The following is a 16160-nucleotide window of genomic DNA, read 5'->3' as shown; positions in this document are numbered from 1 at the left end:
GAACCGCATTCCCGATACCGCCCACGCTCCCTCGTATCCCCAGATTCGCTCCGGACGGCCAGGGCACTCAATCGTTCTTTTGCACACTTATACGACCTTGGAGACGAACTGGTCGCTACCCCGACAGGGGCCAGGGGCGCCCGGTTCGTGGGAGTCCGCCGCTGTTCAGGGCACGCGGGCCGTCCATTCCACGGTGCCGAACTTCTCGGCCACCCTCTTCTCGGCCGCGCGCAGCTCATCGGCGGTGATCCGGTCGTCGGTCAGCCCGTACCTGCCGCCGAAGTGCGCGATCATCCGGTCGATGATCTCCGATCGGGGCAGTCCGGTCTGGCGCCGCAGCGGGTCGACGCGCTTCTTCGCGCTGGCGATGCCCTTGTCCGACAGCTTCTCCCGGCCGATCCGCAGCACCTGCAGCATCTTGTCCGCGTCGATGTCGTACGACATGGTCACGTGGTGCAGGACCGCGCCCGCGCTGAGCCTCTTCTGCGCGGCACCGGCGATCTTCCCCTGGTCGGAGGTGATGTCGTTGAGCGGCTGGTACCACGCCCTGATGCCGAGCTCGCCGAGCGCGCCCAGCACCCAGTCGTCGAGGAAGGCGTAGCTGTCGGCGAAGGTCATCCCCTGGACGAGCGCGTCGGGGGCGTACAGCGAGTAGGTGATCGTGTTGCCGGGCTCGATGAACATCGCCCCACCGCCGCTGATCCGGCGGACGACGGTCACGCCGTGACGCCGCGCGGCGTCGGCGTCCACCTCGTTGCGCAGTGACTGGAAGCTGCCGATCACCACCGCCGGGGCCGCCCACTCCCAGACCCGCAGCGTCGGCGGCCGGCGCCCGGCCGCCACCTCCTCGGTGAGCACCTCGTCGAGGGCCATGTGCAGGGCCGGGTCCTGCGGCTCCTCGTGGATCAGCCGCCAGTCGTAGTCGCGCCAGTCGGCCGCGTCCGTCAGCGCCCGGCGTACGGCGATCCCGACCGCCTCCGTGGTGAACCCGAACATCGTGGTCCCGGCGGGCAGCCGCGCGTCGATGCGGGCGGCGATGTCCCGCGCCTCCAGGTGGACCGGCAGCCCGGCGAGGGTGTCGTCGATCGCGTCCAGGGCCTCGTCCGGTTCGAGGAAGAAGTCGCCGCTGACCCGGGCGTTCCGCAGTCGTCCGTCCTCGACGTCGAAGTCGACGACCACGAGCTTGCCGCCCGGCACCTTGTACTCACCGTGCATCCTGGCCCACCTGCCCTGACCGTTACCGCCGGGCCGCGCCCCGATGCGCGATCCCGGTGGTCATCAACCGCGCGGCCCCGGCGTGGATTCCTGGCTCATCGGCCGGGCGCGGCGTGGAGGCCGTCCAGGACGATCCGCAGATTGCGCCACCACTGGTCCGCACCCGCCCGCAGGCCGACCGTGCGGGTGGAGGTGGTCACCGAGGCGAGCACGAAGGCGACGTCCTCCCAGGGCACGTCCGGGCGCAGAACGCCGGCCCCATGGGCGTGCGCGACGAGCAGGCGGACGTACTCGCGCATCCGGGCGAGCTGTGGATCCAGCGCGAGGCCGCACTCTCCGCCGAGCGCGTCGTTCACGCCGCAGCTCGCGGCGCGCAGCTGGACGTACGCGGTGGCGAAGTCGGTGAAGCCGCGCCACGGATCGGGGTCGTCCATCGCCCGGCGGGCCACCGACGCCATCTCGTCCAGGAGCTCGGCCAGCACCGCTTCCAGCAGTGCCTCCCGCGACGGGAGCCGGCGGTAGAAGGTGCCGATGCCGACGCCGGCCCGGCGTGCGATCTCGTGCGCGGTGACGTCGACGCCGACCTCCGCGACCGCCGCATGGGCCGCCGTCACCAGCCGCTCCACGTTGCGCCGCGCGTCGGCCCTCGGCCGGCGCCCCGTGCCGCCGGCCGGCAACCGGTCCACCGCGTTCACGCGGCTCACTCCAGCAATAAGTGGACGGACGACGTCCGCTTATCGTACGCCCCCGACCCTAAGCGGACTTATCGCGTCCGGTTAGGATCGGGAGGGATATCGATGGACAGCATCCGCGTCGGCATCATCGGGGCGAGCCCGGAGCGAGGGTGGGCGGCCGCCGCGCACGTCCCCGCGCTGCGGGCGCTTCCGCAGTACGAGCTCACCGCCGTCGGCACGAGCCGCCCGGAGAGCGCCCTGGAGGCGGCCCGCGCGTTCGGCGCGGCGCACGCGTTCACCGACGCCCGCAGCCTGGCCGAGCACCCCGAGGTCGACCTGGTCGTCGTGACCGTCAAGGTGCCCGCCCACGCCGAGCTCGTCGGAGCGGCGCTGGCGGCGGGCAAGCACGTCTACTGCGAATGGCCGCTCGCGCTGACCACCGAGGAGGCGGAGCACCTCGCGGCCTCGGCGCGGACCGCCGGCGTGCACGACGCGATCGGACTGCAGGCGAGGTACGCCCCGGCGATCTCCTACGCCCGCGAGCTGATCGCGGAGGGGTACGTCGGCCGCGTCACGTCCGTGCACGCCCACGGCGTTCGGGGCAAGGGCGCCGCCGGCGGGATCCCCGTCTGGGCGGCCTACACGCTCGATCAGACCAACGGTGCGGGCCTGCTCGAGGTCGCCGGAGGGCACGCCCTCGACGCCCTGGAGTACCTGGCCGGCGACTTCGCCGAGCTCTCGGCCGCCCTGGCGGTCCAGCGCTCGCGGTTCACCGTCGCCGAGACCGGGGACGAGGTGACCTCGACCAGCCCGGACCAGGTGCTCCTGCACGGCGTCCTCACCGGCGGGGCGATGGCCTCGGCCCACCTGGAGGACGCCCGAGTGGGCGACAACCGGACCGTCCTGGAGATCGCCGGCACCGAGGGCGACCTGACCGTCGTCTCGGCGGGCGACTGGCGGTCCGCCCAGATCCAGATCTCCGAACCCCGGCTGCGCGGCACCCAGAAGGTCGGCGTTCCGTACCAGGACCTGCCCGTGCCGGAGCGCCACCAGAGCGTCCCGGCCGAGATCCCGGCGGAGGCCCGCAACGTCGCGCGGCTCTACGCGGCGCTCGCCGACGACATCCGCGACGGCTCCCGTCGCGTACCGGGGTTCGATCACGGGGTGCGGGTCCACCGACTGCTCGATGTCATCCGGAAGTCGGCGGAGACGGGTGCCAGGCTCATTTACGGCAAGCGATAGATAATCTGCAACGATACCTATTTGCTAGGTTGGGGTCATGACGACGAGCGCACCTTCCCGCACCGTTCCGGACCTGTCCTACCTGCTCATGCACACCGCCCACGTGCTGTCGACCCGGATGAACGCCGCCTTCGAGGAGATCGGGATCACGCCGCGGGCGTACTGCGTGCTGTTCCACGCGCTCGAGGAGGAGCGCACCCAGATCCAGTTGGCCGAGATCTCCGACCTGGACAAGACGACGATGGTCGTGACCGTGGACGAACTGGAGAAGGCCGGGCTCGCGGAGCGCCGGCCGTCGAGCCGGGACCGCCGCGCGCGGATCATCTGGGTCACCGAGGAGGGGAAGGAGGCCGTCGCGAAGGGGACGCGCATCGCCGACCGGGTGCACCGGGAGGCCCTGGAGGCGCTTCCCGAGAACGAGCGAGAGGTGCTCGTCGGCGCACTGACCAGGCTGGCCGAGGGCCACCTGTCGACGCCGGTGGAGTGCGACCGGCCGGTCCGGAGGGCTCGCCAGTCGCGCAACTAAGTCCGTTAAAGATGGTCTACAACAAAACTATCTGCTAGCGTCTCTCTCGGTTGCCCACGAAACCGGGAGACACCATGCACCCCTCTTCCCCTGTCCGCTCGCGTACGGCGGCGCTGATCGCGCTGTGCGCCGGAACACTAATGATCATCTTGGACGGCAGCATCGTGACGGTCGCGCTGCCGGCCATCCAGCGGGACCTGCGCTTCTCGCCCGCGAACCTCACCTGGACCGTCAACGCCTACATGATCGCTTTCGGCGGCCTGCTCCTGCTGGCCGGACGGCTCGGCGACCTGATCGGCCGCAAGCGGGTGTTCGTCACCGGCCTCGTGGTGTTCACGGCCGCGTCGCTGCTGTGCGGCCTCGCGACCGGCCAGGAGATGCTCATAGCCGCCCGGTTCATCCAGGGCATCGGCGGCGCGCTGACCTCCGCCGTGAGCCTCGGGATGATCGTCACGCTGTTCCCCGAGCCGCGCGAACGCGGTAAGGCGATCGGGGCGTTCAGCTTCGTCGGGGCCGCCGGCGCCTCGATCGGCCAGGTCCTCGGCGGCGTCCTCACCGAGGCGATCAACTGGCACTGGATCTTCTTCATCAACCTGCCGATCGGCGTGGCGACGCTCCTCCTGGCGATCCGGGTCCTGCCCGCGGACCGCGGCCTCGGCTTCGCGGCGGGCGCGGACGCCATCGGCGGCCTACTGGTCACCGCGGGGCTGATGCTCACCGTCTACACGATCGTCCAGACGAGCCGCCACGGCTGGGCCGCACCGTCCACGCTGGTCCTCGGCGCGATCTCCGTCGCCCTGCTGGCCGCCTTCGTCCTCCGGCAGGCCACCGCCGCCGCCCCCCTCCTGCCCCTGCGGATGTTCCGGTCGCGGAACGTCTCCGGCGCCAACGTCATCCAGGTCCTGATGGTCTCCGCCCTGTTCGGGTTCCAGATCCTCATCGCGCTGTACCTGCAGAACGTCCAGGGGTACGGCGCCCTCGCCACCGGCCTGGCCCTGCTGCCGGCCGCCGGGATGATCGCGGCCGTCTCCCTCCTCCTCTCCGCGCGGTTGATCGCGCGGTTCGGCGAGCGGACCATGCTGCTCACCGGCCTGGCGCTGCTGGTCGCGGGCATCGGGCTGCTGACGCGACTCCCCGTGCACGCCGACTACGTCGTCGACCTGCTGCCGACGATGCTGCTGGCAGGCGGGTTCGGCCTGGCGATCTCGGCGCTGACCGCCCTCGGCATGTCGGGCGCGCGCCCCGACGACGCAGGCGTCGCCTCCGGGCTGTTCAGCACGACGCAGCAGGTCGGCGGCGCGCTCGGCGTCGCGGTGCTGTCCACGCTGGCGGCCGCGCACACCACCCGGCTCGCGGCGCACGGGCACGACCGGGCGTCCGCGCTGACCGGCGGATTCCAGCTGGCGTTCGGCATCGGCGCGAGCCTGCTCGCCGTCGCCTTCGTCCTCGCCCTGACCGTGTTGCGACGGCCGCGCCGTACGGAGGCCATGACCGCCGACGCCCCGGCCGACCTTCCCGCGGCCGCCGCGCCCACGCACTGAAACCCGATCCACCAAACCCCGACCGCGGAAACAGGAGCACAGATCATGAGCCAGACCGACGACGCCCCGGGCTCGGGCCCCGCCCCCGTCGCGCTGTCCGACGACGCCCTCGTGCGGTTCCTCGCCGATCATCAGTTCGGCGCGCTGGCCACGAACAAGAGCAGCGGTCACCCTCATCTTTCAACGGTGGTGTACGCGTGGGACGAACGGGAGCGCGTCGCCCGGATCAGCACCACGGAGGACCGGCTGAAGGTTCGCCAGTTGCGCAAGGATCCGCGGAGCGCCCTGTACGTGAGCAGTGAGGACCACTGGACGTTCGCCGTCGCCGAGGGCACGGCGGAGCTCTCCCCGGTCACCACCACGCCCGGAGACCCGACGGGACAGGAACTCCTCGGCATGGTCCCGCCCTTGGCGAGCGACGAGGAGCGGGCCGCCTTCCTGAAGCAGATGGTGGCCGACCGGCGGCTGGTGATCCGGCTGCGCGTCGACCGTCTGTACGGCACCGCCCTGGACATCCCGTCCGACTCATCGTCCGGGTGACACCGTCGACGCGCAGGGCGCCGGATTCCGTCCGGCGCCCTGCCGCATACCGGCCGGTATTTCGTTACTTGACCGTTATTCGTAACGCCCTGGTCAGATAGTTAACCCGCAGGTAACTTCCCGCATAAGTGACCGGTTATGTGAACTGGTTCACATGGCGCTCCCCCACGCCTCCGGGAGGAACCGTTGCCCCCTCTCCCCCGCACCCTCCGTACGCTCTGCCTCACCGCCACCGCGATCCTGTCGACCGCCCTCGTCACCGTCCTGTCCGCCCCCGCGAACGCGGACACCGCCGTCGACGCGGCCAAGGCGCTCGCCGCGCCCGGTGTCCCCGGCGCGAACGACTGGTCGTGCCGGCCGACGGCCGCCCATCCTCGCCCGGTGATCCTCGTCCACGGCACGTTCGCCAACGGCAGCGTCAACTGGCTCACCGCGGCACCCGCCCTCGCCGCGCGCGGATACTGCGTCTTCGCCCTCACCTACGGCGAGGTCTCCGGCGTCCCCGTCCTCCGCGCCGTCGCCCCGGTGGCGGACTCGGCGGCGCAGTTGTCGACGTTCGTCACCGGCGTCCTGGCCGCCACGGACTCCGCCCAGGTCGACATCGTCGGGCACTCGCAGGGCGGCATGATGCCGCGCTACTACCTGCGGTTCCTCGGCGGCGCGGCCAAAGTACACACCCTCGTCGGACTGGCCCCCTCCAACCACGGGACCACTCTCGACGGACTCGCGGCCCTCGCCGCGTCCTTCCCCGGCGCGATCGACCTGCTGAACGCCGGCTGCCCGGCCTGCGTCGACCAGATGGTCGGATCCGCCCTGCTGACCAAGCTGAACGCCGGCGGCGACACGGTGCCGGGCGTCTCCTACACCGTGATCGCCACCAAGTACGACGAGGTCGTCACGCCGTACGGCACGCAGTTCCTCAGCGGCTCCGGCGTCCGCAACGTCACCCTGCAGAACCTCTGCCCGGTCGACATCTCCGAGCACGCCGCGATGGCCTTCGACCCGGTCGCCCTCCACGAGGTCGAGAACGCCCTCGACCCCGCCCACGCCACCACGACCACCTGCGCCTCCCACGGCTGACCCGCCACGGGGGCGGGTCAGCCGCCCCCGTGGCCTTCCCTCCGCACGACCCGGAGGACCGCCGTCAGCAGCGTCAGGCCGACGCCGACACCCAGGGCGTGCTCGGCGACCGCCACCCCGGTGTATTCGGCGGTCGTGAAGCCCCCGGGCCGCAGGATCACCATCGGCAGCTTCCAGCCGCTCCACGCGAAGAGCGAGCCCGACGCCGCGAAGGCCAGGGTCGCCGGAACCCACCGCCGGAGCCCGGCGGGCCGCCCCCGCGTGAGCGCCCACACGCTCCAGACACCGAGCAGGGCCCACAGTCCCGAACTGGCGTTCAGCAGCCGTCCGTTGAGATCCCACTGATCGCGATGGGCCGGGTCGAGGCCCAGCGTCCCGCCCACGCCCCAGAAGCACCAGAGCACGCCCAGCCCGGCGGTCACGGCGAGCGCCACCGTGACGAGCGGCGGCGCCCCCGCTTCGGCGCCTCGCAGCCGGCCGAGGAAGGCACGCGGCCATCGCTCCCGCAGATAGATCGGCAGGGCCACGGCGAGTCCGACGGCCATCCCCGCGAACCCGATCGCGATGAGCGCGGTCTCCCACTGCGGCGCCGGATCGGACCCGTCCTGCCCGCCGCCCAGGTCGGCCCCGAACGCGCCGAGGAGGCCCTTGGCCACCATGTAAGGGATCATGGGGACGAGGAAGCCCGCACCCACCCACGCGAAGAAGACCACCGGAACGGCCGGCAGCCGGCGCCCCCACCGCTGGGCCAGCGCCAGCCCGAGTCCGACCCCGGTCGTCGCCATCGCGACGGTGACGGTGTTCAGCGCCACCCAGCCGCCGGTGCCGAAACCCTCCGGGGCCCGGCCGATGAACGCCGCGACGATCCAGATGACCTTGACGATCAGGTACGACCCCATGCTGAGCGCCGCGCCGTAACCGGCGATCCTGCGCGCGGCGCTCCAGCGCGCGCCCACGCCCTCCAGCGATCCCGCCGAATCTCTCACCATCTGAAGCAGCACTCCACGTCGAGCCGATGTGACCCTGGCGAGCCTTCCGGAGACGCCGATCGCACAGGACCCTCCGCGGTGTGAACCGCCCGTGATCCGTCTCCCCTCCGCGGGGGAGGGGCCGGGCGTTCCGCCGCGGGACTGCGGCGGAACGCCCTCACGGTCAGGCCCTGAGGCCGATCGCCTCGGCCAGGTGACGCGGGACCTCGGCGTACGAGTCGAACTCCATCGAGTAGCTCCCCCGTCCCGAGGTCCGGCTACGGAGATCACCGACGTAGCCGAACATCTCCGACAGCGGCACCAGCCCCCGAACGATCCGGGCACCGGACCGCTCGTCCATGGCCTGGATGTGGCCACGGCGCGCGTTCAGGTCACCGATCACCTCGCCCGTGTAGTCGTCGGGCGTGGTGACCTCGACCGCCATGACCGGCTCGAGGAGCACAGGCATGGCCCGGCGGGCGGCCTCCTTGAACGCGTGGAAGGCGGCCTGACGGAACGCGAGCTCGGAGGAGTCCTGCTCGTGGAAGGCGCCGTCGAGGAGCGTGACGCGCACGCCCGTCATCTCGTAGCCGGCCACGACGCCGAACCGCATCGCGTCCTGGCAGCCGGCGTCCACCGCGGGGATGAACTCCTTCGGGACACGCCCACCGGTGACCGCGTTCACGAACTCGTAGCCGTCCGCGATCGGTTCGATGGAGAGCTGGACCTTGGCGAACTGCCCCTTGCCTCCCGTCTGCTTCTTGTGCGTGTACTCGACCTTCTCGGCCGGCCTGCGGATGGTCTCCCGGTAGGCGACCCGCGGCCGGCCGACCGTCGTCTCGACGCCGAAATCGCGTTTCAGCCGGTCGACGACGATCGACAGGTGAAGCTCGCCCATCCCGCCGATGACGGTCTGGCCGGTCTCCTCCCCGGTCCGTACGGTGAAGGACGGGTCCTCCTCCGCAAGCCGCTGTGCCGCCAGCCGGAGTCTCTCCTGGTCGCGCCGGGCCACGGCCTCGATGGCCACCTCGAGGACCGGGTCCGGGAAGTCCATGGACGCCAGGACCACCGGGTTCCGGCCGTCGCACAGCGTCTCGCCGGTCGTGGTGTCCTTCAGCCCCATGACGGCGACGATGTCACCGGCACCCGCGGACTCCAGCTCCAGCCGCTTGTCGGCGTGCATCCGGTAGAGCTTGCCGACCCGCTCCTTCCTGCCCTTGACGGAGTTGAGCACCGTGGTGCCCGGCTCGAGGCGGCCGGCGTAGACCCGGACGAAGGCCAGCCTGCCGAGGTGCACATCGGTGAGGATCTTGAACACCAGCGCGGCCAGCGGCTCGTCCTCCAGCGACCTGACGGCGACTCCCCGCCCGGCGTCGACGGCCTCGACGTCCAGCGGGGACGGCAGGTACCGGATGACCGCGTCGAGCAGCGGCTGCACGCCCTTGTTCTTGAAGGCCGTGCCGCAGAGCACCGGTGTGACCGTGACGCCCGCCGATCCGCCGGACGCGATCGTGATCCGCCGGATCGCCGCGTGCAGCAGTTCCTCGGGCGGTTCGACGCCGTCCGCGTAGAGCCGCATGACCTCCTCGTCGTACTCGGCGACCGTCTCCAGCAGTCGGGCGCGCCACTCGCGGGCGGCCGCGCGATGTGCGTCCGGAACGTCGACGAGGTCGTACGCCTCGCCGAGGCGCGCCTCGGTGGACCAGACGTACGCCTTCATCCGGACGAGGTCGATGACGCCGGTGAAGCCGTCCTCGGCCCCGATCGGCAACTGGACGACCAGTGGCACCGCCCCGAGCCGATCGGCGATCATGCCGACGCATCGGTGGAAGTCCCCGCCGGTACGGTCGAGTTTGTTGACGAAGCAGATCCGCGGCACGCCGTACCTGTCGGCCTGACGCCAGACGGTCTCGGACTGCGGCTCCACGCCGGCGACCCCGTCGAAGACCGCCACGGCACCGTCGAGCACCCGCAGGCAGCGCTCCACCTCGACGGTGAAGTCGACGTGCCCGGGAGTGTCGATGATGTTGATCAGGTGATCGGTGCCGTCGAGCGCCCAGTGACAGGTGGTCGCGGCGGACGTGATCGTGATGCCGCGCTCTCTCTCCTGATCCAGATAGTCCATTGTCGTATTACCGTCATGGACCTCTCCGACTTTGTAGGAGACACCGGTGTAGTAAAGAATGCGCTCGGTGGTCGTCGTCTTGCCCGCGTCGATGTGGGCCACGATCCCGATGTTGCGAACCTTGGCCAGATCCAGACGAGTGGTGGTGGCCATGAGCTGCGTCCTTTCTGCGCTGGGATGAGATGCGACGACCGGTCGTACCGGGTCATGAGTATGAACGCGTCGCCCAGAAAGTGCATCCGATTTTCGGCGGCGCGCCGCCGGCCACGCCGCTTCGGCCGGGGCGACTCAGCGCGATTAACCAATTGAATGCGCTGCCGAATGAGCCAGGTCTTCCGCAGGGTCCGGAAATGGCGCGTGGCCGTTAAATTGCTCACGGGAACGCCGGACGTCGGTACGAGCCACCACCGAAGTACGATGTCCGTCGAAGTTTGACAACCATCGTACTTCCGGCTTGAGTTGGGTCATCACGACCTCACGGAAGGACGACACGATGACCAGGACGGTGCTGTTCCACGAGCTCGGCGGGCCCGAGGTGATGCGGCTGGAGCACGTCGAGGTTGGTGAGCCGGGGCCGGGCGAGGTGCGGATCCGGGTGGACGCGATCGGCCTGAACAGGGCGGAAGTGCTGTTCCGCACCGGCCACTACATCGAGCCGGTGAAGCGGTTCCCCGCGAGATTGGGCACCGAGGCCGCCGGCGTGATCGAGGCGGTCGGCGAGGGCGTCACCCGGCTCCGGCCCGGGCAGCCGGTCAGCACCGTGCCCGCGTTCTCGCAGAACGACTACGGGGTCTACGCCGAGCGGGCGATCGTGCCCGCGGCGGCGGTCGTACGCCGACCGGAGGGGCTCGGCGCGGTCGAGGGCGCGGCGGTGTGGATGCCGTACGTCACGGCGTACGGCGCATTGGTGGAGGTCGGCGGGATGCGCCCCGGGGACACGGTGGTCCTGAACGCCGCGTCCAGCAGCGTGGGGCTGGCCGCCATCCGCGTCGCCGACCGCGTCGGCGCCACGCCGATCGCCCTCACCCGCACCGCCGCCAAGAAGGAGGCGCTGCTGAAGGAGGGCGCGGCGGAGGTGATCGTCACCGAGTCGGAGGACGTGGCCGAACGGGTGCTGGCCGCGACCGGCGGACGGGGCGCCGAATTCGTCTTCGACGCGGTCGCCGGTTCCGGGGTGACGGAGCTGGCCAAGGTGGTCGCCGACGATGGCACGCTCCTGGTGTACGGCGCGCTGAGCGGCGAGCCGACCCCCTTTCCGGGGATCGATCTCGGCATGCCGGCGCTGAACATGCGCACCTACACCCTGCATGAGACGACGAGACGGCCGGAGCGGCTGCGCCGGGCGGAGGCCTTCGTGGCCTCTGGGCTGCGTTCGGGCGCCTTCCGGCCCGTCGTGGACCGCACCTTCGACCTGGAGCGGATCGTGGACGCCCACCGGCACCTGGAGTCGAACACCCAGGTCGGCAAGGTCGTCGTCACCGTCGCACACTGACCGCCGAGTCCGGCCGGGGGCCGGGCGGATCGCCCGCGCCGGCTATTCGCGACCGCGCAGTCCGTCGAGGACGACGTGCAGCAGGTGCCGGGCGCGGGTGTCCCATTCGGCCTGCTCGAGGCGGGTCAGGTAGCCGATGAGGAGGATGACGTCGCGGGCGTCGATGTCAGGGCGGATGGTCCCGTCGGCCTTGCCGGCGTCGAGGAACGTGGTCAGCGCGTCACCGATCGGGCCGAGGCTGTGTGCGGAGAGGTCCTGCCACACCGATGCCTCGACGGCGGCGAACACTCCCCGCTTGACCTGCGCGTAGTCGACCACCCGGTCGAACCAGCGTGCCAGCGCGGTGAGCGGCTCGTGCTCGGCGAGGAGCGCCGGCGCCGCCGCCACGAGTTCGCCGACGTCCTCCCGGTAGACCTCGGCGAGCAGATCCTCGCGGGTCGGAAAGTGGCGGTAGAGGGTGCCCTGACCGACGCCCGCCTGCTTGGCGATCGCGTTGAGCTTCACCTCCTCCGCGTTCGCGATGACCTCTCGTGCGGCCCGGATGATGCGCGCGCGGTTGTCGGCCGCGTCGGCCCGGCGGCGGGTTGAGTCCATCGTTCCCCTGATCGGCGGCTGGCTAAGCGGACACGTGTCCGGTAGTGTTTCGAGCTATACGGACACGTGTCCACTTTACTGTGAAGGGGTCCCTCATGACAGCCATCAGCGGCAAGGTCGTCGCCATCACCGGAGCGAGCAGCGGCATCGGCGAGGCCACGGCGCGCCTGCTCGCCGAGCGCGGCGCGGCCGTCGTCCTCGGCGCGCGCCGCACCGAACGCCTCGACGAACTCGCCCAGGACATCCGCGACCGCGGCGGGCGTGCCATCGCCTGCGCCACGGACGTCGCCCGCCCCGAGGACCTCGAACGACTCGTCGACCGGGCCGTGGCGGAGTTCGGCCGGCTCGACGTGCTGGTGAGCAACGCCGGCATCGCCAAGATCGGCCCCATGGCCGACCTCGACGTCGAGGGCTGGTCCGCGATGATCGATGTCAACCTGCGCGGCGTGCTCCACGGCATCGCCGCCGCTCTGCCGGTGTTCCGCCGGCAGGGCCGAGGCCACCTGGTGACCACGGTGTCGACGTCCGGTCTGAAGATCGTCCCCACCCAGGCGGTCTACGCCGCGACCAAGAACGCCGTCCGCACCTTCCTGGAAGGACTGCGGCAGGAGTCGACCGACGGCGTGCTGCGGACGACCGCGGTGTCGCCGGGCTTCGTCCGCACCGAACTCACCGACTCCATGGACAACGCTCACGTCCGCGAACAGATCCGCCGCACCATGGACGAACTCGCCATCGCGCCGGAAGCCGTCGCTCGCGCCATCGCCTTCGCCATCGAACAGCCCCACGACGTCGAAATCGGCGAGATCACCATCCGCCCGACCGTCCAGGGCTGACTAGTGTCGGCGGGCTTCGCGGAGTGTCCGGCCGGGCCGGCCAGGGGGCGACGATGACGTCGGCGGGCCGTCATCGCGGCGGGAGCTTCCAGCCCCGCCTGAACGGCGCCTTTCGGCTGGGGAAGTGCGCTTGTTCCTGAAGTGCCGGCGCGGGCGTCGGTGCCGCGAGGATAAGGCGGCTGCCGACCGCTGCGGCGGCGAGGGCACAGATAGAGATAGACGTGGGCGTTTGATCCGTACCGAGTTGTCCTGAACCGGCCAGGTGGTTCGGATTCCACGCTTGGGTAACGCATGAGAATCTGGCGACGCGCGGCCAAGTCACTCTCAGTGCAGAGCGCGACGCCGTGCGTACCAGGAAGCGGGATGAGCGGAAACGCCGTCCGGGCAGGGGATGCCGCCAGGGGGAAGCCAATGGCGCGTGTAGGTCCAGGCAGTTTCATCCAATCGGACTTCCGATCAGGTGGGCACGGCAACTTCGAAGCGGTGATCGTCACCGGCACCGATCTATGGCACTGGTGGCGCGACAACTCCACCGACGTCCAGCCATGGCAGCGTGGCCAGCCGATCGCAGAGAATGTCGCCTTCCCGGCCGCCATGATCCAGTCGGACTACCGATCCGACGATCACGGTAACTTCGAGGTCGTCGTCCCGCTACGGCAGCCAGATGGCCGTGTCCGGCTATGGCACTTTTGGCACGACAACGGCAGCGTAACCAACCCGTGGCAGCGCGGCCAGCCGGTGACCGGAGACCTCGATGACGTGGCAGGGCCGCCCGCCATGATCCAGTCGGACTACCGATCCGACGATCACGGTAACTTCGAGGTCGTCGTCCCGCTACGGCAGCCGGACGGCCGTGTCCGGCTATGGCACTTTTGGCACGACAACGGCAGCGTAACCAACCCGTGGCAGCGCGGCCAGCCGGTGACGCCCTTGGGCTCGGAGGTTACCGATGGCGCTGCTTTGATCCAGTCGGATTATTTGTCTGATGGTCACGGTAACTTCGAGGTAGTCGTCCCGCTGCGTGTCTACGTTTCCCGCAGCAGCTTCCACACCGCCGCTTATCACTTCTGGCACGACAACAGCGACGTCAATAACCCCTGGCAGCCGTCCCTTCAAACGGCGAGGCCGTCCATCACCGGCGATTTGGATGTCGTCGGCTCACTCTCCTTGATCCAGTCGGATTTTCGTTCCGATGGTCACGGAAATTTCGAGATGACTGCGCCAGTGCGCCTGGCAAACGACAGGACCGGATTGCAGCACTTCTGGCGCGATAACAGCAAACACGGCGAGCAGCAGTGGCGGGACGGACAGTTCATCACCCAGTCGTGTGGCGGCGCGGGGAGTCTGATCCACAGCGATTACGGCGAAGGTCACCACCGCAACTTCGAGGTGATCATTGACGAGTGCACTGGCGTGACCGTGCATTACTGGCACGCCAATGACAACACTGACTATCCTTGGGTGCGCCGTACTCGCTTCAACAACACTGTTGACATTCCTCGGCTCGGATCAGCGGCGACAAAGATCGCTCAACTAACCGGAGAATATGACCGGGAGAACTGGACGGGGCCGCCGGGCGATCCTCCCCATGCCCTCAACCAAACCGAGACCCGCTGGCATATTACAGGTACGGACTTGGGCGTGTCGTTCCAGCATCACGACCGCACCTACTTTCTGTTCGGTGACACCTGGCGTAACTCCTTCACTGGGCCGAATGACGATCTGGATGCAATCGCCTACACCACAGACGCCACCGCCGAGGACGGCTTAGACCTGACGTTCCTGCCGCAACCCCCGCTCGTCCCCGGAATCAGCCAAGGCGGCTTCGAAGTTCCGATCGACGGCCTGAGCTATAACAATGCGATGTATGTGTTCTTCTCCACCGATCACTACCAGGCGCAAGGCCGAGATCTGATGGGAAGAACCGTACTGGCACGCAGTGATGACGACGGGCAGAGCTTCACACTGCTTCACGAGATATCCCGGTCCCATTTCATCAACGTCTCGGTCTCCGTTGTCGACGCTACTGAGCTCGGTTTGGACCAACACGATGGCCCGCAACTCGTGATGTTCGGCAGCGGCCGCTACCGATCCAGCGACGTCTACCTCGCATACAAACCGCTCAACGAGATCGATACTGCGGGTGGATGGTGGTATTACCGTCCGTTTCAGCTCCCGACCGTGGAACTGCAATGGACCGATCGAGAGGAGGATGCGGTGCCGCTGTTTTGCAGCGGAAATGTTGGCGAGCTGTCGGTGCGATGGAACCCGATCATCAAATCCTGGCTGTGCCTCCACAACGAAAACGACGGCATCCAAAACCGAATCCTCGCCCATTGGGCCGCACGCCCTATGGGGCCCTGGAGCGACGCCGGCGTAATCTTCAACCTGGATGACGGGCTCGGCCGGTTCATCCACTCGCCCGGCAGAGACAACACCACCCACTCCTTCATGGAGAACGCCAGCGACAAGTACGGCGATGTGTATGGCCCTTACCAGATCACCCGGTACAGCGAACGGCATGAAACCGCCGTACGGATCTACTTCACAATGTCGACGTGGAATCCCTACCAGTCGATGCTGATGCGCACGGACCTGCCCCTCCGCACGTTCGCCGACTCCCTACACAGCACAAGCCAGACCCTGAGCGCACAGGGCCACGACGCGGACGCTTCGGTGATCAGCGGGCGAGCCGTCCAGAGTTACCAACAGCTTGGCGCCGCCCAATACGACCAAGCCCAGCAGTTGTGGGGCGAGGGCCGTCAGGGCGATGCCGTACGGACGCTGCTGGATCGCGTCGAAGTATACGAGCGCCTGACTGAGATCGACGCGGCTCAGTTTCGCCCGCTGCTGGCCCAGGTACTCATGGATGTCTGCGTGCACCGGCGCATGGAAGACATCCCCATCCCCGAACAAGCCGGACAACGATCCGTACAGATCTACCAAGAACTCACCGGAATCACCGACTACAACCAACTCACCACACTCACACCAAACCGCTACTGGCACCACCCCGGACTCGGAGAAGCCCTCTACTACCTCGCCAACGCCCAATGGGACGCCGGCCACCGCACCGAAGCCACCCAAAACCTCCAAAACCGCATCAAAATCTACGAACGCCTCACCCAAACCGACCCCACAACCTACCGACCACTACTCGCCCAAGTCCTCATGGACATCTGCGTCTACCGGCGAATCGAAGACATCCCCATCCCCGAACAAGCCGGACAACGATCCGTACAGATCTACCAAGAACTCACCGGAATCACCGACTACAACCAACTCACCACACTCACACCAAACCGCTACTGGCACCACCCCGGACTC

At 68.9% G+C, this 16160-nt stretch carries 13 protein-coding genes; 8 read left to right on the top strand and 5 right to left on the bottom strand.

Features of this window, described 5'->3' with window-relative positions:
* Window positions 1-165: 165 nt before the first annotated feature.
* Window positions 166-1215, bottom strand: a complete 1050-nt coding sequence (gene lplAB, locus ABEA24_RS21865; RefSeq protein ID WP_345432831.1) for a lipoate-protein ligase LplAB — start codon at window positions 1213-1215, stop codon at window positions 166-168.
* Between the two features lie 95 nt (window positions 1216-1310).
* Entirely contained in the window at window positions 1311-1910 is a 600-nt protein-coding gene (locus tag ABEA24_RS21860; RefSeq protein ID WP_345432830.1) for a TetR/AcrR family transcriptional regulator, read from the bottom strand.
* A 102-nt stretch (window positions 1911-2012) separates the two neighbouring features.
* On the opposite strand from ABEA24_RS21860, the gene ABEA24_RS21855 reads away from it, so the two are divergent.
* The 5 genes from ABEA24_RS21855 to ABEA24_RS21835 all read left to right on the top strand — a co-directional run bounded on the left by ABEA24_RS21855 (window position 2013) and on the right by ABEA24_RS21835 (window position 6818).
* A complete protein-coding gene (locus ABEA24_RS21855; RefSeq protein WP_345432828.1) occupies window positions 2013-3131 on the top strand; it encodes a Gfo/Idh/MocA family protein in 1119 nt (372 codons plus the stop codon).
* Between the two features lie 37 nt (window positions 3132-3168).
* Window positions 3169-3657, top strand: coding sequence for a MarR family winged helix-turn-helix transcriptional regulator (locus ABEA24_RS21850; RefSeq protein WP_345432827.1), 489 nt, complete (start codon window positions 3169-3171; stop codon window positions 3655-3657).
* Between the two features lie 74 nt (window positions 3658-3731).
* Window positions 3732-5198, top strand: coding sequence for a DHA2 family efflux MFS transporter permease subunit (locus tag ABEA24_RS21845; protein ID WP_345432826.1), 1467 nt, complete (start codon window positions 3732-3734; stop codon window positions 5196-5198).
* 45 nt (window positions 5199-5243) lie between these two features.
* Window positions 5244-5738, top strand: a complete 495-nt coding sequence (locus ABEA24_RS21840; protein ID WP_345432825.1) for a TIGR03618 family F420-dependent PPOX class oxidoreductase — start codon at window positions 5244-5246, stop codon at window positions 5736-5738.
* 186 nt (window positions 5739-5924) lie between these two features.
* Window positions 5925-6818: an esterase/lipase family protein gene (locus tag ABEA24_RS21835; RefSeq protein WP_345432824.1), complete on the top strand. Its 894-nt coding sequence runs from the start codon at window positions 5925-5927 to the stop codon at window positions 6816-6818.
* Between the two features lie 17 nt (window positions 6819-6835).
* Here ABEA24_RS21835 and ABEA24_RS21830 read toward each other — a convergent pair whose 3' ends face one another.
* Both ABEA24_RS21830 and fusA read right to left on the bottom strand, forming a co-directional pair.
* A complete protein-coding gene (locus ABEA24_RS21830) occupies window positions 6836-7807 on the bottom strand; it encodes a hypothetical protein (protein ID WP_345432823.1) in 972 nt (323 codons plus the stop codon).
* A gap of 163 nt (window positions 7808-7970) precedes the next feature.
* Window positions 7971-10064, bottom strand: a complete 2094-nt coding sequence (gene fusA, locus ABEA24_RS21825; RefSeq protein WP_345432821.1) for an elongation factor G — start codon at window positions 10062-10064, stop codon at window positions 7971-7973.
* Between the two features lie 340 nt (window positions 10065-10404).
* Between fusA and ABEA24_RS21820 the strand changes: the two genes are divergently transcribed.
* Window positions 10405-11403, top strand: a complete 999-nt coding sequence (locus ABEA24_RS21820; RefSeq protein ID WP_345432820.1) for a zinc-dependent alcohol dehydrogenase family protein — start codon at window positions 10405-10407, stop codon at window positions 11401-11403.
* A 42-nt stretch (window positions 11404-11445) separates the two neighbouring features.
* Here ABEA24_RS21820 and ABEA24_RS21815 read toward each other — a convergent pair whose 3' ends face one another.
* On the bottom strand, window positions 11446-11997 hold the full coding sequence (locus ABEA24_RS21815) for a TetR/AcrR family transcriptional regulator (RefSeq protein WP_345432819.1): 552 nt from the start codon (window positions 11995-11997) through the stop codon (window positions 11446-11448).
* A gap of 95 nt (window positions 11998-12092) precedes the next feature.
* On the opposite strand from ABEA24_RS21815, the gene ABEA24_RS21810 reads away from it, so the two are divergent.
* On the top strand, window positions 12093-12833 hold the full coding sequence (locus ABEA24_RS21810; protein WP_345432818.1) for an SDR family oxidoreductase: 741 nt from the start codon (window positions 12093-12095) through the stop codon (window positions 12831-12833).
* Between the two features lie 363 nt (window positions 12834-13196).
* Window positions 13197-16160, top strand: a 2964-nt coding sequence (locus ABEA24_RS21805; RefSeq protein WP_345432817.1) for a DUF4185 domain-containing protein, incomplete at its 3' end; no start/stop codon positions are given.

Origin of the sequence: Actinoallomurus vinaceus (assembly GCF_039542055.1) — a bacterium.
Lineage (GTDB): Bacteria > Actinomycetota > Actinomycetes > Streptosporangiales > Streptosporangiaceae > Actinoallomurus > Actinoallomurus vinaceus.
This window is presented reverse-complemented; position numbering and strand designations above follow the sequence as displayed.

Excerpts from the sequence above, each read along its gene's own strand:
- lplAB (WP_345432831.1), bottom strand. The coding sequence starts at position 1,215 with ATGCACGGTGAGTACAAGGTGCCGGGCGGCAAGCTCGTGGTCGTCGAC.
- ABEA24_RS21855 (WP_345432828.1), top strand. The coding sequence starts at position 2,013 with ATGGACAGCATCCGCGTCGGCATCATCGGGGCGAGCCCGGAGCGAGGG.
- ABEA24_RS21850 (WP_345432827.1), top strand. The coding sequence starts at position 3,169 with ATGACGACGAGCGCACCTTCCCGCACCGTTCCGGACCTGTCCTACCTG.
- ABEA24_RS21845 (WP_345432826.1), top strand. The coding sequence starts at position 3,732 with ATGCACCCCTCTTCCCCTGTCCGCTCGCGTACGGCGGCGCTGATCGCG.
- ABEA24_RS21840 (WP_345432825.1), top strand. The coding sequence starts at position 5,244 with ATGAGCCAGACCGACGACGCCCCGGGCTCGGGCCCCGCCCCCGTCGCG.
- ABEA24_RS21830 (WP_345432823.1), bottom strand. The coding sequence starts at position 7,807 with ATGGTGAGAGATTCGGCGGGATCGCTGGAGGGCGTGGGCGCGCGCTGG.
- fusA (WP_345432821.1), bottom strand. The coding sequence starts at position 10,064 with ATGGCCACCACCACTCGTCTGGATCTGGCCAAGGTTCGCAACATCGGG.
- ABEA24_RS21820 (WP_345432820.1), top strand. The coding sequence starts at position 10,405 with ATGACCAGGACGGTGCTGTTCCACGAGCTCGGCGGGCCCGAGGTGATG.
- ABEA24_RS21815 (WP_345432819.1), bottom strand. The coding sequence starts at position 11,997 with ATGGACTCAACCCGCCGCCGGGCCGACGCGGCCGACAACCGCGCGCGC.
- ABEA24_RS21810 (WP_345432818.1), top strand. The coding sequence starts at position 12,093 with ATGACAGCCATCAGCGGCAAGGTCGTCGCCATCACCGGAGCGAGCAGC.